Genomic DNA, 16295 nt, shown 5'->3' with positions numbered 1-16295 from the left:
CCCATAACCCTCAATCGCAAAAACGCGCTGTTCGCGGGCCATGATGAGGGCGGCCACACCTGGGCACGCATGGCCTCGCTTATTGAAACCTGCAAGCTGAACGCTGTCGACCCTTACGCCTACCTGCGTGCAACCCTGACAGCTATCGCCAACCGCTACCCGGCGTCCCGCATCGACGACCTCATGCCCTGGGCATTCCAAAAGCAGTCAAGCTGAAACCCATACGGGTGTCAGCCACCGCTTACGATGCTGGCGGGTGGGCTCTCATGCGGTTGCCGGGCTGCCGAGTTCGCCGCATCAGAGGCGACTTGCACGGCCACGAACTGCGGCTGACCATCGGCGACGAGGTGACCAGACCGGAAGTCCCGGCGCCAGCGTGTCAGCGATGCCCGTGAAATCTCGTAGCGCCGAGCGGTCGCGGGGCACTGCCGGTAACCTCGAAGGCGCTCCTCGACGATCCGAACCTTCTCCGCATCCCTCCACTCCCGCCGCCAACCTTTGTCGACAACCGAACGAACCCCAATCTGTGATCTGAACCTAGGGTCATCCGTAAGGTCAGCGTCTTAGCCAACCTCAGCCCAAACCGTCAGACTGAGCTAACCGGAAGAATACCAAAGTCCAAACCATCGCGCCGGATGGCCTCCGCGATTACACCCATCCGTGGCGTAGACCGGATCTGGACGGCTACCTTAGGATTTGCCTCGCCACTGCTTGCATCGTGGCCTCGTCACTTGGTCCGAATCAAGAGAAGAAGGCGAGCCGTCCAGCTGACAACAAGGTTCTGTCCAGAAAGGAATTGAAGCTCTCGCAACTCGTTTCTGGCAGGAACGCGCAGCTGTGGCACGCAGCGTGGTTCCCGCTTCCACCACCACTGGCAAGACCCTCGCCACAAAGGGGATCCGCCGAGCATAGCTCCTGATCGGCCAGAGCCTGCAGAAACAGCGTCTCGAACCGCTTGGAACGGGCCTGCCGGGACAGCCCGCCCATGGTCCCGTCGGCTGAAGGCGTTGATGTATAGATCAGAAGGCCAACCATGTCCTGACCGACATACAGGCGTTCGCGCAGCGAGCTGGATGAATAGCCGCTGTCTAGCGACAGCCTTGCGATCAAGGCATGAGCCAAGGTGTGAACGAGGATGTATCGGGCGCTGAGCCGTTCCGGCGCAGCATCCGGCTCGTCACCATCGACTCGGCGAGCCTCAAACCAAGCTTCTATCAAACTTTGGATATGTCTGGAAACATCTGGGCGTGCTTCCCAGGTTTTTACCGCGTCATTGTCGAGGGTTAGGAAGATTCCTTCGCCGTGAACCTCGACACCCGGCAACCAGTCCTTCGGTTCCCTGCAAAGAGGTGATGCATCCGGAACCCCGCCAATCTGGGCCCGTAGCCGGGTGAAACCCGTCAGTGCGCGGACCTCACGCAGCCGCTCCACCGCCGACAGCCAGGTGACCCAACCGGCAAGGCGTGCTGGAACGGCCTGGTGGACGTTCAACAGGTGTTGCGTTTCGGATCCGGCCGCGGTTGTGTCCGTGCAGAGCATGTTGAACTCTGGCCGCCGGAGATCGGCGTCCTGACCGTCTTCCGCCGTTTTCCTGATTTCCAAGATCAAGCGCACGATATCCGCGGCGGTTTCCGGCCCTTCCCAAGTCGGCAGTATCTTCTTGGTGGCATACTGCAAGAGAAATGCTTCTTCATCGAAGCCATCCAGCGTTTGCCAATGTGCCCCCAGCCGATCCAGGAAATGGCTGCGCCAGTCGGGCAGGGAGATGGCACTCTCTTCTATCGGAAAATAAACATTGCTTGCACCGCGTTGCGTTATCCGTGGCGGTGCCGGACACCCGGGTTCAAAGTCCTGCAGCCAAGGACGGCCGCCTTGACAGGAATTTCCCGGGATACCTTTGGGCGAAAACGCTTCCCCCATCGAACGCGACGCACCGCAACCTACACATTCCACCATCAATCCCGATATCCCTGCCCCCTTTGTGACAAGCCGCAATAGTGGGCGTTCACATTGTCCGCGATGAGACAACCAGCGCCGCCACGGAAAATCGTTAAGATGTCCGTTTGGGCAGATTGTGACAAAGCGAACAGGCAGCACAGCGGGTTTGCCTGAGCAAGAACCGCAATGAAGGCTGTCCCCTGATTTGGATGGCGCCCATTTCCCGGCGGGTTGGATGACGTGGCATTCAGGGCAGGACTGCCAATCGGGGAACCGTCGGATCGGCAGGACGCGATCACGCTTTTCGTTCTGGACCTTGTCTTGGCCGATGGGAGGTGGGCGAAAGCCCTTTACACCGAGTTTGCTTTCGAGACGTGGCTCCCGGATGAGCTGAGGATCCGAAATTCCCCTGTTGCGAGGAAGTGCGTAACCATCCCAAGCATCGAGCCCCTGCATTACCCCGGACAGCAAAGCACCGGACGGCAGCCGAAAATCCGTGATCGCGCCCGGGCCGAACGTCGTGACCACCTGGCTGCGCCGAATGCCTCCCACGTTTTTCATTCGACGGTCTCTCCAGCTTCTTTTTCGGTAATGACAAACTTTGTCGAGGGTTCGACTGCGCGGAGCGTATTGGGCGTTGCACGTGCCAGCCCAGCGCTAAAGCCTGATGCTCGCGATTCTGCGGCTGTTTCGGCCGAGATCAACAAGGCCTCATCCGACCAATTGTCCCAGTATTTGTTCAATGTGCCCCGGCGAAGCCATTTCTCGAAGAACTCCGTCAGCTCAACCCGGGCGGTATCGGCCTCATCTGCATCTACTCGGGATATGCGATTATGGATGATCGAGATAATAGTCCGGATTTCGGACTCGTGCCTCGCTGCGGCGGCAGGCGTGTCGGCCATGCCGGGAACGAGATGGCGGACCATGGCAACGAATGGCGCATGAAGTGCCTTGTCCCGTGCGCGCGGGGCGAAAGGGGTCACCCCGGTCGCCTCCACATCCCGGTAGAGCGCGCGGTGCCATGTTGAAAAGCTCTCATACCGGCTTCGGTCGCGCATCTTGTTGGCATTGTAGAGCGTGACGACCAACCCGGGAGTGCGGCCACGGCCCACACGACTGGTGGCTTGGATATACTCTGCGATCGTCTTGGGCTGGCCGCTGACCAACATCAGCCCAAGCCTCGGGATATCCATTCCGACCGAGATCATATTCGAGGCAAGCACCACGTCGGCAGCCGCCCCACTTGACTTGGGACGTTCCAGCTCTCGCAGTCTGTCCCTGATCTGATCTGACGGCACACGGCTGGTGAGTTCGAGAGGCGGTTGCAGGTGCCGCGCGACTTCACCACGCCACGTAGAGATGAGGCCCATTGTATGTGCAACGTCATCCTGCATGATGATGGACGCGCTGCCGAGTTCCCTCAACGCATTGAAATACCCAACCATCGTCCAGTAGTGATCCTGCTCGTCTGGCGCTAGCGATCCGTCGCTGGCTGACTGCAGTAAGGATGATGCGATCGCCTGGTAGATATAGCTTGCCGTTCTTCCGACTGAGGTGACACCCACATACAGTCGGCCGGGCTTGCCACTTTCCTCTACCGAAAAACCGGAATTGCCGTGGTTCAATCCTGGAGGTGGAAACTGGAAGGCATCCCGGTCGAAGAGTGCGTTGATCTGTTCTTGTGCGCGCCGGATTGTCGCGGTTGAACCAATGATCTTGGGGCGCCGACCCCCGCGCGAACACAATTCATCGATCGCGGTTTCAAAAAGGCCGGCCATCGAACCCAGCGGCCCTGATATGAGGTGTAGCTCGTCTTGGATGATGAGGTCAGGTGGTTGCCTGTCGGCATCACCAAGACCGAACAGTCTGCCGGTCTCTTTCTTGGAAACGATCTGCACGAATTTGTCCGCTGTGCCTATCAATAGCGACGGAAGCTCACGGTAGACATCCTCGTCCACTGTCCAAAACGGCAAATGCCCAGCCGGCCCGTTCGCAATGCAGTCGGGCGTGAGGCATCGTGCCAGAACTTTCGCCCCTTCGTCATCCACGTTCCAGTCAAGATCACCACCACAATCAGGGCAGACCGCAACCTGCGCCGGTGAGGATTTCATCCCCACGTCTTTAATCCTGTTCGGTGTTGTGTCCTGGCCGACCCAGAGGCCGATGGAGATGGCTGCCTCTTTCGAGAAATGAGATGGGACTCCGGCGCCCGGGCAGTCATGATCACCACGCCGGATCATGTCACATGCCAGGATCATTGCTGCGGCGCGCTGGAATTGCTGGGCCGTCAGCAAGCGCAGTGTATAGCGCATGAACACTGTTACACCGGCGGCATCGGGCGCTCCCTTTGCGCGGAGACGACGAAGAAAGATGCTAAATGCCGTGAGTAGCAGGTAGGCTTCGGTCTTTCCCCCGCCAGTCGGGAACCAAAGCAGGTCCATGACCTTGCGTGCTGGATCTTCCGAATCTGTTGCTGATTGCAGGCAAAGCAGGCCAAATGCCAGCTGGAATGGCCGCCATATCAGTGTGCCGATCTGCGGATCGTGTTTGCGCTTCCATTCATTTTGCAGCCACAACGCCCGATTTGCCAATCTGAAGGCTAGAAAGGCCTGCGGATCCGTCCCAAGAAAATCCGTGCCTGCCCGCATCCGGATTGCAGCCATTCGGCAGTTAGTCATATGCGCCTTTGCAGCATCCCGATACTTCTCGGGCAGTGTGGCAATCTCCGTTTCCCGCGCCTCGATCCAAGCGAGATAGCACCCGCAAAGGTCGGCAAGTCCCTTCAGCACGTCGTTGCCTGATGCCGTTGACAGCCACTCGGCCCCAAGAACGAAATCCGCGCCCGGTTCGACAACATCTGCGAAAAACGCCGCGTCACCATTGGGACTTGCAGAAGGCACTTGCACGCTCGGCAGCCAATCCGTTCTCAGAACGACGTCGCCTTCGACGCCAGCAGCCCAAGTGGCCGAGCTGGTATGCCCCACAGCAAATTCTGCGGCATCGCGATACAGTAGCTCTGCAGACTGGCGCTCCAGATCAGGATTTTCCGCCCCGATTGCTGGCTTGGGAACAATAGTGCCAAACCCAGGATAGGCTTCGATCGTCAGGTAGACCTGATGGAAATTGCCGAGATCACGCATCCCCGGCCCAGGCGCTTCGAGGCGCTTGTTCTGGTTCACAAGCATTATGGTGACGAGAAGAAGATCGCCGTAGCGCCGCCGACGCAGCCAGAACCCCAATCCATCAATTCCCGGAACAGGTTCGATCTCCGAAGTGGGGTCGCCGGGCAGTTCGATGTCCCATGTCATGGATTCGGGCCTGCGACGCCACTGAAACTTTGGACGGCCCTCACCGGAATGCGCGGTTTCGACATCATAATGTGCGAGGTCTACAGTCGCACGGATTAGTGCGGCATCCCCATCCACGGGCTTGATCGCAAATGAGAGCCCCATGGAGCTGGGTCGAAATCCATTCTGCGGAGAAAGAGGTGCGGCCTCGGTGTCATCCTCACCTGATTGCGGGCTGTCTTCAGGTTCATCGCCGGAATAGGCGCTCTTCTGGGCAAAAAGGATACCCGACATAAATACCTCGGAGGGGCTGTCGGTCAGGACTTCGTCGACCGAATGGGGGCCGATCAAATCCTGTCGCAGCCGATCGAACACCACGCTCCTTGCGCGATCTTTCTTGACGGTCATTGAATATGCTCCTTGGTCCTGTGGCCGTTCAATATGCCCTGTAGCACCGGCAGGAGGGTAACTCCCGCGACACGGCCTGCAGGTCCCAAGAACGTCACTGATGTCGCTCCGACCACCCGCAGCCTTCCGAAGGGAAGGCTGCGGTGATCAGACGCCAAATAATCGAGTGCCCCGGCAAGTGCGTTGTCAACTCCGGCAAGGCTTCGACCATTCTCCAGAACCATCTGCCAAGCTCCTGTTTTGTCTTCACGGGCGAAACTGCAGAGTGGATGGCTGAAGGCGGCGGTCCAAATTCGGCGGGCGGTTTCGCTGTCGGTGAACGGCACCAGACCTTCCGTGCCGAAAAGCGATAGACCTCTGCCCTGAAGCCAGCGGGTCCCATCCGAACGCTCTGTTACATGTGCGGAGCGGGCATGCCCGATATGGAGGTGTCTAGATGCACGGGTAGCGGCCACGAAAAGCACCCGCGCCTCTTCAATCCAATCCACATTGTCACCGACTGGCATTGGCGAGAGCATCAGCAGGACATCATCTGCCTCTTGCCCTTTTGCGCCATGTATGGAGCCAAGCAATGGACCCGCGGTGCCAATATGATCCCGGACCGCCCAGAGTGGCTGAGCTTCAAGACCCTCGGCGACCTTTGATACGAGCGGTGGGGCTCGACCGCTCCCGGCTACTTGACGCAATGCAGAATAGGCTTGATCCGGATCGATCCCAACCGGGATCGGGTCAAGCAGATCGCATCGTGCTTTGACCTGATCGAGACTGATCGACATCCCGGTGGTCAAACCTGCGCAAAGCGCCCCTATCAGAGGATCCGCAACCAGTGTCCTGCCCGAAAGCTTGAGACGATGTGGTCGTCCAGCGGCTACGAGCCGGGCGGAACCAGCCTCGGCTGAGGCACGGCCGCGAAACAGAACAAGGTTGCCGTAGCGCCATGGCAAGACGGGACCAAGAAGATCGGCTGAGGGATTGGTTGCGGCCTCCTCGATCAGGGACCGCATCTGGACATAGCAATCCTTCGGATCACGTCGATTATCGGATAGAAGCGCGCGGGCCTCGATGAACATCCGCCGCAGCGCTGGAGATCGGGTTCGATGATTAAGGGATAGTTCCTTTTGTTGCCACCCCGCAGCGCCGTGCAGGGCCAAGTGCAGGTTTGCTTTCGATGGAGGTGCCACCGATTTCCCTTCGGCCCAGCTGCCATAAATGGCCTGCGCCCAGTCGCCAAAAACGGTCACACCGGTTTGCTCGGGCAGGGCACCAAGCAGGGTGCGGCACAGTTCGAGCCGTTCCCCAACGATATCTTGCGCTTCATCGATCACAAGGTGGTTGATCCGGGCAAGCCGGTCACGCACCAGTGCATCAGGGGACAGCAAGCGCTTTGTGGCGCTCCGGATCGTATCCCGATGACTGGTGTTTTGCGCCTCCGATACGGAAGCGATGAAGTGCCATGCAAAGGAATCCAACGTTCCAGATTGCACGCCGGCACCGTAGGCTACGTCCCGAATTGCATCGGTAATGCGGAGCCGGGCGGTCTCGGCCGCGACACGTGTGAACGTGACGAGATGGATGCCCGCCGGGTCCACTCCGTGCTGAACGAGATGGGCAATCCTTGCACTTGCTGTATGGGTTTTGCCGCTGCCCGGTCCTGCCGTCACCAAGACTTTCGCGGATGACGGCAGTTCCACAACCGCTCCTTGTCCGCTGTCCAGTCCCTGCTCATTCCAGATCTGGAAAGAGGGATACAGATCAAGCAGTTTTTCGGCAACGTCGTCGGATATGGTAGTGTCATCGCCAAGTCCAAGACAGAACAGCACATACATCAGTCCAGATGGATCGGTCGCTTTGGGTTGCCAGCGCCGAGTTTCAAGCAAGAGTCGCAGTGTCTTCTCACCCGCGAAGTCCAATGGAAGCACCACATCGGCAAGATTCGGAGCAGTAGGGTCATTGCTGTCAGAGATGCGGATTAGGCCATGGGCCTCTCCTTCCTCAGGGTCCCCCCCCAAAAGGATCGCCCGATCAGCATCGAGCATAATGGTCCGCCTATTCCGTTTGAGCAACATCGGCTCACCAAACGAGCTGCCAGTTGCGATATCGCCGCAAAGTGAGACTGCTTCGACGACCCACTTGGCCATGGTGCTTGCGGTTTTATCTTGGACACCGTTCATCGCGGCCCAGTCCGCCAGTCCCCGTTCAGCCCGGGATCGGGGTATCGCCCCGAGTTCATGGAGGTCCCGCCGCAGGATTCCGGCCAGACTGGCCAGTGTCACATCAGCGCTTTCGTCGGCCCATGTATTTCCCAGATCTGACACAGCCACCCGCTCCCAAACAGCTTCCTTCCTAACTTAACTATTGAAAAGAAAAACATTCCATCCCTAAGTTGTGCGATACAGAATTTCGACCAGCAGGGGCGGAAAAATAGCGCAATGTCGCAACTTAAAGAGTTTGAGAAACGTCTTTCCGAACATTTTGAACAGATTTCGAAGTCTCGTGAAAGTGGGCGAATTTTCCTGATCGAACATGGTTTGGAGAGTGAAGATCTGCAGACGCTGCTGTTCGCCATCGGCGAGCGTGGGGGCCAGATTGGCTTCCATAGAAAGTTGTGGGATGATTTTCCCTTTGCGCTCTGCGTCGCACTGACTGAATTCGGCTACAGCTATTCGGGCAATGATTTCTGGCCTACAGTTGAACGTGGCCTGAAGGCTGAGATTCGGATCGAAGATCGTGCCGAAATAACCGAGCAGTTCCGCCATCTGCACGCGCGAATTGGAAGCGCGGCGCCGTTGGAGGACAGCTGGTCAGAGGCATTCAATCACATTGCGTGGCCGATCCGGAATGCGATGGTTCCGAGAGAGCTGCATGCTCCTGTTGCTCGGATACTTCGAGAGACCCTGCGCCATACGCAGACAGTGAGACTGGACGCCCAGTTTCTGGGTCTGGTGAAAAACCTCGCAGGCGGGATGAATTCACGCCGCTTGGATGCGTGGCTTGCTGATGAAACCTTGGCATTGACGGTTGTCCGGTCGCTGTTGTCGGACGACCTCACAGCGATGGGCGTGGAGCGGTTCTTCCTTGCCCGATTGGGCAAGGATTTACGGGTGAACAGCGAGTTTCGAAAGCTTTCGCTTGCGGTCCGGGCGCGAGCTGTGTTGGGAAAGCCCGGGCTTTCCTCCCTTCCGGGGGCTCGGCTCCAGCTGTTGCTTCGAGATGCTGAGCCGCTTGGTATTGCAGTGCGCGGACCGAAGCTTGGCCCTGGCGAAATGCAGAGGGTTCGTGATGAATTGAGCGTAGCGCCTGCATCAGTGCGCATCGTTTTCGGGACAAAGACTACTTCGCTCGAGGCATTTCTTGGTGGCGAAATGCTTTTCCTTGGGAAACCAGTCGCGCTGCTGGAACCGGAACTGAAGGGTCTGGAAGATGTTCCGTTGGCCATAGCCGCTGCCGTCTCCCCTCCAACAGGCCTTCTGTTCCACGATAATGGGGATGATGGATTCCAGCCCCAGTTGGATCGGCGCACAGTTTTGGAGCCTGGAGCAGGTTTCTATGAGCTGCGGCTGGAAGGCGCTTCTCAGGTCAACTGGGCCGAGAACTTGCATCATTTCGTCTCTGGCCAGCCGGAAGGGGACAAACGCTTGGCCGCGCATGGCATGCGGGTTGCTGACAAACCCCTGCTGCGATTTTACGGCGGTATGACTCTGACGAAGGGGGCAGAACTTATGCAACAGAATGCTGGGCGCATTCTCCGGGTCCAAGCGACCAGTCCCGGGACCACCGTGGAAATCAGAAGTCTTGACGACGACCGCGATCGATCCTTGTTAGTGCCGACGGACGGTTGGGTTGGTCTTCCAGCTACAGAGGGAACTTGGCGGATGGACGCTCGCAACCGCGGGAAGGAAGAATCGTTCGTTGTCGAGTTCCGAGCGGTGTCGCCCCCGGATCCAGTGCGGGTTCAGTTGCAGCCGGAGGGGCTTGGGTTGCAGGACATTGCCGGGGGAGGAGCCTCTATCTCTTTGTGGGCGCCCGTCACACTGCATGAATCCCAAGTTGAGATCACAATCAGCGCAGCTACCGGTGAAACCGTTCAGATCAAGGTGCCGGTCCCTGTAACACCTTGCGTATTGGCACTGGACGCCGCACCGTTTGCTCCGCTCCGGGACGCGGCCCGGCGATGGGCACGCTCCGGTGCCCCGGCGCGATTGCACGTTGCGGCGATTGGTCTTGATCAGCGCACTTGGATCCTGCCGGCCCAAATCCCAAAATGGCGGGTTGAGGCGGGGATCAACCAATGGGTGGATGAAGACGGAACGAGGGTCCCCGGTTTGATTTCGGATCCCACAGAGAACCCTGTTGTTTTCAAGGATGCCACTGGCGCCATGCTGGTGCGGACGGTGCTGGCAACACCGGCAACGGACGCCGAATCGCGTGTGTTCAGCGGAATTATGAGCGGATCTGTCGATCAACTTCGCCTTGGTGATTTTGACCTGCCCAAACGGTTGGCACTAGGACGGGCGCCCAACGATGCCCCTGGGACGACCGGGCTGATCGGCTCGGCCGAGGCACTGATTGCATGGCGCACGGCATTTGCACCGACTGCAGTAACAGAGGCGCTCCGCGCGCGAAGTGCGCAGTTGGTCGAAGACAGCCTTGTGGCGACAATTTGCGGCGAGGATTGGTTGGAAACTGAAAGGAGGTCTCGCAGCATGTCTGGTGGTTTCCATCGGAGGCTTGCCTTGCTGGCGTGTGAGCGCAAACTTGCGATGGGGGATGATAAGTGCTTTTCTCCACTGCCCACCGAGCACGAACAAGCCCTCTTTGCGCTTCTGGAGTCGGCTTTCCGGTTGGCACTGCCAGACCCGGAAATCATCACATTGCCTGAGGACGAATATTGGCCAGAACTGGACGATGCCGTGAACGATGCTTGGGAAGGGTTAATTGCATCCATGCACCCACACGTTGCTGAACTGCTGTGGAGTGATGCGAATTGCCCGGATCGAGTTTGGCATAGTGCTGTTCAAGATGCCAAGGCGATGAATGTGCTACCGCAACTTGCGAAATGGATTCTACCCAACAGCCGTCGCGATGCGCTGACGGTATTCGACTATGAAGCGACGTCATTTCCTGATCTCGTCGCGGAAATTGAAGTTTGCCATCACGATCTAACCCGGACTGGGGGGCGTTGGATCACACCGGCCGACATGAGAGCACTTTTGCTCCTTTTCCTCGCTCCGGCTCAGCTTTTGGTTGAACCTGAATGGCGGGGGAGGATCGCCCGATTTGGGTCTGACCGCTTTTCGGCACGGGCGATCCGATATGCGGCGCTCCGAAAGTCTGCACTGCGTCAAGGACGTTTTGAATGAAACCCTTCCATGTCCTTCAATCCGGAATCCGGGCCATGGAGAGGATCACCCTCGCCGAGTCGTGGGAATTGCTCGGCGCACTTGGAGTGGCGGCAGATCCTTATCCACACCAGATTTCCAACGTCCGACGCATTCTCGAGGCGACCGAGATCCGCCACCTGATCGCAGATGAGGTCGGTCTGGGCAAGACCGTGCAGGCTATGATGATCCTCAATACTCTGCGCAGGCGCGACCCGTCACTTCGTGTTGCGATTATCGCACCAGAGCGGATCTGCTACCAATGGCAGGCTGAACTTTCGGCCCGTGGTCATGTTTCCGCCGCGATATGGAATGAGGAGGGGATGGCCGAACACCCTTCGGGCGAAGGGCTCGTCCACATTATCAGATCAGAGATGATCCGGGCAGAGCCTGCTTTGCCATCCCCCTTGGCTTACGACATGCTGATTGTGGACGAACCCCATGTGCTCACCCTCAGACAAATGACGTTCCTGTCGAGTCTGTGCCGAAATGGCATTGAAGAGTCGCGTTTCCGCCACGTGCTTCTGCTTACTGCGACCCCCAGACTTGGGAATGCGGAATGGGCAAGGGCGGTGTTCGGAATTATCGAACCTGATAAAAGTGAGATTGCGGGGATGCTCGGCCGGGAACCTCAAGAATACATGCTCGAAGCCGCTCTCGCACAGGATAGCGATCCGGGTGGCACGGTTGCTGAAGCCACATCGCCATACAGTCGGATACTCCGGCAGACACGGGAGAACTGGCCAGATGTGGCCCCCAGCCGCCGTCTAGTGACCCGCATCATTGCCCCCAACGAATCTGAACTTGCCCGACTTGAGCTTTCGAGCGAATGCCTGCGCCTTCACAAAGTTGGCGAGTCTCCGCGTTTGGATGGCGCCCCGTGGCAGCAGATTCGACAGCTCTTCTGGGCGCGCGAAACCGTTCGGGAGGCGTTGCGGCATCGGGCGTTTTCGGCGATGCCCGAACTTGTAAACGAATGCGTGATTGCTCTGGGACGTTCCCCCGGGGACTCTCTCATCGAAGAACTGTGCGATGCCCTGATCCGGATCTGGGACGGCGACAGCCAGCATCGGGTGATAATCGTTGCGGGAGACACCCCTACTGTGGACATGCTGGAGCAGCGTCTTTCGCGTCTGTTTCCCGAGTTGGCGAATGACGGTTTGATCGCAACGATGCGAGGGAGGAATAACACGGACCTCGTAGATGTCGTGGGTGCCGTCCACGGTGGTGCGAAAGTCCTGATAATGGAAGAGTGGGTCGAGGCGGGCTTGAATCTCCACCATTTCGCTGACGATATAATATTCTACGGTCTTCCTTGGAGCATGAGCCGGATCGATCAGCTGATCGGCCGCCTTGATCGCTTGCGTCCGCATGGTTTCCGAAAGTCTCTCTCAGGAAAATCTGTCGGAAACATCACCATTACACGCCTTGTGATGAGCGGCAGTTCCGATGAGCGGGTTCTTGATGCCATGGACAGGATGGGTGTGTTCGCAGCTCCGATGCCATTTCTCGACGATGAGCTGGTCGTCAGAATGGAAGCCGTAGTTGCATTGGCCGCTATCGGTGCGCCGGGGTTTCGTAAAAAAGCTGATGGGTTGGCAACGGAGATGTATGCGGGCATCGAGGCTGTTCCGATTGCCGGACCCAAGGTCGTTCCTACAGAAGCATCTGCCGGGAGACTATATTCCAACGTCCAAACTGCCGAGAATTCGGCTGAGGACTGGTTGCGCATCCTTGGTGGAAGCGGCGCGTTCAAGATCGGTTGGCCAAACTCTATGGAAGGTGAGCGCGTAGGTATCGTCAATCTCCCACGCCTTCCAGAAGATTGTCCTTATAGCATTGGCGCGATGACCACGAGCGAGGGTGAAGTGGTTCGCCTTAAACGTGGTCGAATGGGGCAGCCGCCGACCAAAGACCTTCGGCTTCCGGGTGATCGTGTCGGGCGCAGGGCGCGCTTCTTCTCAACTGGGGATCAGCTGCACGATGATCTAGTCCACCAATCGCTTCAGGTCGCCCTGCGTCATATGGCGACACCAAGTGCCCGGCCGATTCCGGTCAGCTTTTCTGTCGACCATCCGGCCACTGAGCTTGTAGGATCAACTCTTGCGATCTCGGCATTTGCATGGCGCCCGACGACCAACTCCCTTTCTCCAAAAGCGCTGATCCAACGACATGGCGATTGGCTATGTGAAGGCGTTCAGGGATTGCGCACGTTGCATGAAGGGCTGCTGACAGGCATCGAGGCGGATCTGCGTTGGCTTGACCTTCGGTTTCCCAGTTCGTTCAGGCTCATCGGCACAAGGATAATTGACGGGGGGCAGAGAGAGGATATTCCGACCGAGACGCTCCAGGCCGTGCTGTCCTCAGAGGCCCGTCACAGGGAAAACCGTATCATGCAGGCTATAATACCAGCTTGCAGAGAAGCGCCGAACGTTTTCAAGGATCACGATTTGCAAACCCGTCAGCGCGAATCCGAACGAATGTCCAGACTGAGACACGCCGCCTTCGAAAACATCGCGCAGAGGTTCGAATGCATTATGGAGGAGGCAACGACCTATACGCGAGCTAGGCAGATCAACATTGAGCGACTCGAAGGACACAACATCACGGAAACCCGCCAGCGCCAGATGCAGCAAGGCCAAATTGCTACAGAACGCCGAAGAATGGCCGCAAGGCAACAAGGAGCGATAATCAGAGTAAGGACGCTTGAAGAAATGGCTGCGAGGCTTGGAAGCGTGGTAGCACCCTCGGTGATCAGGCTTCTGATCAGGATCGTTCCGGTCGCGGGTGAGTCTGCGTGAAAGCCTCAGAACTAGATATCGATGCACGGGGCTTCTGTAGGTCTGGAACTGGATGAACCCGAAAACTGCAATTTTTGACCGCAAAGCTGACTTATGGATTTCATTGAGTTCGACCGCCATTCATCTGGGATTTCAAGATTGGCTTTGTGTGAATGTATTCGGAGATGAGTGACTGAACTTAACGTGAGAGGCAAAGGGAAGAATGCTTTCTAATGAAATCGAGGTTGCCCAACGTCGCGTGCGCACAGATGCATATCCGATGTCTATCGGGGAGCTGATCAATTTGTATGATGATGGTGAAATCATTATAGCGCCAGAGTTTCAGAGGCTCTTTCGGTGGGAAATTGGGCAAAAATCAAAGCTGATCGAATCTATTTTGCTCGGGATACCACTGCCTTCTATCTTTGTCTTTGAGGTTGAAAGTGGGAAGTGGGAACTTGTAGATGGTCTGCAAAGGCTTTCGACTATCTTAGAGTTCATGGGCAAACTCAAGGCAGAGAATGGCGCAACTCTTCCTCCATCAGTGCTTGAAGCTACAAAATATCTGCCATCTCTTCACAACACCGTTTGGGAGAAGAGTGCTAACATCTCTGGCCTTAATGAAGCAGATCAGATCCCCTTGGACAGGAGCCTGCAACTGTCGATCAAGAGATCACGCATTGGTGTTGAAATTCTCAAGAGACCAAGTGATGCCAAAACCAAGTTTGATCTCTTTCAAAGGCTGAACGCGGGCGGAACTGCTGCAAATGATCAGGAGATTAGAAACTGTATTATTCTAATGGTGAACGCGGATTATTTCCGCGCACTTAAAGCTGCGGCGGAGGCTGAAAGTTTCAGAAGCATTACCGCACTCACTGACGGACAAATCGAGAAACAGCGTCATGTAGAGATGGCCGTCAGAATTATGGTTCATGCCGTAATTGATTACGATGGAAAGCTGGACGTGGGTGAGTTTATTGACGAAAGCATTATTGCCTTGGCGACTGCGGGTAATATTGCTGAGGTTTCGACAACGATCAATCGGACTTGTGATCTGCTCTACCAAGCAGCCGGTGAAAACGCTTTAAGGCGTTATGGGAATGCCGGTTATAGTGGAAGGGTAGGACTTGTAGGGCTTGAGGTGGTCGCCGTCGGCGTTGCGAGAAACCTTGCTGAGATACGAGCTTTGGCAGACCCAGTATCTTTTGTGAGGGAAAGATCACAAGATTTCTGGGGCGACCCCGCTGTCGACGGATTCTTGTCACAAGGAATGCGTGGAACGACCAGGATACAGAAAACCATTCCTTTTGGAACTGCTTGGTTCAAACCATGAGCAAACCTTACACGCCCGATGCATTTTCCGACCTAGTAACCGCAGATAGGACATGGCGGATTCGGGAGATATCTGATTTGAAGAGTGCAATCAAGCGGGCCGATGAAGTGCTTTCGAGAGTGCTCCTGCGGGCTTTGGTAGCGCTAGCCTATGCGCATTGGGAAGGACATGTAAAGAATTCGGCGGCTCTCTATATGTCTCACGTTGCGCTTCGGAAATTCGAATATGCGAACTTGAGCCCACGGTTTCTAAAGAACTACTTCATGCCAAGAATGGCGGCGCTTTCTTCTAGTAAAACAAGCCTTGCCGCAAGGTGCTCCTTGCTGGATGACATCTTTTCTTCATCAAATAGGCGATTTTCCAAGGTGAATGAGGATTTGATAAATACGAGGTCGAATTTAAACTCTGAAGTTCCCAAAGAAATATGTCTAGTTTGTGATATTTCTTTTGAAAACTTTGAGCCGTTTGGTGGTTTTGTCGATACGATCTTGCTGAAGAGACGCAACTCGATCGCTCACGGCGAAGACACATTCATTGCAAAGTCAGACCTTGATGATATTTCGCTAAGGACCATTGGTTTAATGAGAATGTTCTCGGAAGCATTGGAAGACAAGGTGCATCTCAAGTCTTACTTGGTGGCGTGATTTTCTGAAAATTAAACTCTTCCAACTTGGCAACGCTAATGAAATTCACTGCCTTAGGTCAATGCAGTCTCCGCCATGACGTCGAAGTAAGGCGGATGCGAATTGGTCCGTGTTCGTCAACTGCCGGTGTCTTGTTCTGTGCCGACACCACATGAATACGGTAGGGTGCATCCTCGTCGTGTTTCGATATTTCAAAGGCGTCACCTTCCTTCGCTCCGGCGTCACGGAGAAATTTTGTCAGGTAGGTGATGCGATACTCGTTCCGGGTTCCGTTGTAAGCGGCGCCTGGCGCCCACCTTCCAGCCTTTGTCCTGATTGGCTCATTGGAGCACAGTGAAGATAAGGACGGAGTTTCTCCATGGAGGCTACATTGGAGGTTCTCCCGGTTGGTGGCCGAGGCCGCCGGAACCGGAAGTGGCCGGATGAGGTGAAGGCGCGGGTGGTCGCGGAGACGCTGCTGCCGGGCGCGACGGTCAACGAAGTGGCGCGTCGGCATGGCTTGCCCGCGAACCATGTGTCGTCGGTCG

At 56.7% G+C, this 16295-nt stretch carries 10 protein-coding genes; 6 read left to right on the top strand and 4 right to left on the bottom strand.

Features of this window, described 5'->3' with window-relative positions:
- A partial coding sequence (locus AC1DVR_RS23130) for a transposase domain-containing protein (protein WP_478002505.1) occupies window positions 1-216 on the top strand: 216 nt, incomplete at its 5' end.
- Between the two features lie 14 nt (window positions 217-230).
- Here the strand turns inward: AC1DVR_RS23130 and AC1DVR_RS23125 are convergent.
- From AC1DVR_RS23125 to AC1DVR_RS23110, 4 genes are all read right to left on the bottom strand, one after another.
- Window positions 231-524 carry a transposase gene (locus AC1DVR_RS23125; protein WP_478002983.1) on the bottom strand — a complete coding sequence of 98 codons (294 nt, stop codon included), beginning with the start codon at window positions 522-524 and terminating at the stop codon, window positions 231-233.
- Between the two features lie 217 nt (window positions 525-741).
- Window positions 742-2499, bottom strand: a complete 1758-nt coding sequence (gene drmB, locus AC1DVR_RS23120) for a DrmB family protein (RefSeq protein ID WP_478002981.1) — start codon at window positions 2497-2499, stop codon at window positions 742-744.
- Entirely contained in the window at window positions 2496-5633 is a 3138-nt protein-coding gene (locus AC1DVR_RS23115; RefSeq protein ID WP_478002980.1) for a helicase-related protein, read from the bottom strand. The genes drmB and AC1DVR_RS23115 overlap by 4 nt, the downstream gene beginning before the upstream one ends.
- Window positions 5630-7948 (bottom strand): UvrD-helicase domain-containing protein, encoded by a 2319-nt coding sequence (locus AC1DVR_RS23110; protein ID WP_478002979.1) that lies wholly within the window; start codon window positions 7946-7948, stop codon window positions 5630-5632. Before AC1DVR_RS23110 ends, AC1DVR_RS23115 begins: the two co-directional genes overlap by 4 nt.
- A 114-nt stretch (window positions 7949-8062) precedes the next feature.
- Here AC1DVR_RS23110 and AC1DVR_RS23105 point away from each other — a divergent pair, with 114 nt between their 5' ends.
- From AC1DVR_RS23105 to AC1DVR_RS23085, 5 genes are all read left to right on the top strand, one after another.
- The gene (locus tag AC1DVR_RS23105; RefSeq protein WP_478002978.1) at window positions 8063-10993 is read left to right on the top strand and encodes a hypothetical protein; all 2931 of its coding nucleotides are present in this window, start codon (window positions 8063-8065) and stop codon (window positions 10991-10993) included.
- Window positions 10990-13812 carry an SNF2-related protein gene (locus tag AC1DVR_RS23100; RefSeq protein WP_478002977.1) on the top strand — a complete coding sequence of 941 codons (2823 nt, stop codon included), beginning with the start codon at window positions 10990-10992 and terminating at the stop codon, window positions 13810-13812. Before AC1DVR_RS23105 ends, AC1DVR_RS23100 begins: the two co-directional genes overlap by 4 nt.
- A 202-nt stretch (window positions 13813-14014) precedes the next feature.
- A complete protein-coding gene (locus tag AC1DVR_RS23095; RefSeq protein WP_478002976.1) occupies window positions 14015-15124 on the top strand; it encodes a GmrSD restriction endonuclease domain-containing protein in 1110 nt (369 codons plus the stop codon).
- Window positions 15121-15768 (top strand): MAE_28990/MAE_18760 family HEPN-like nuclease, encoded by a 648-nt coding sequence (locus tag AC1DVR_RS23090; protein ID WP_478002975.1) that lies wholly within the window; start codon window positions 15121-15123, stop codon window positions 15766-15768. Before AC1DVR_RS23095 ends, AC1DVR_RS23090 begins: the two co-directional genes overlap by 4 nt.
- 358 nt (window positions 15769-16126) lie before the next feature.
- On the top strand, window positions 16127-16295 hold a 169-nt coding region (locus AC1DVR_RS23085; protein ID WP_478002982.1), incomplete at its 3' end, for a transposase.

Source organism: Rhodobacter sp. P2_H5 (genome assembly GCF_056403335.1).
Note: the sequence above shows the minus strand (reverse complement) of the source record. Positions and strands in the feature narration are given on the sequence as shown.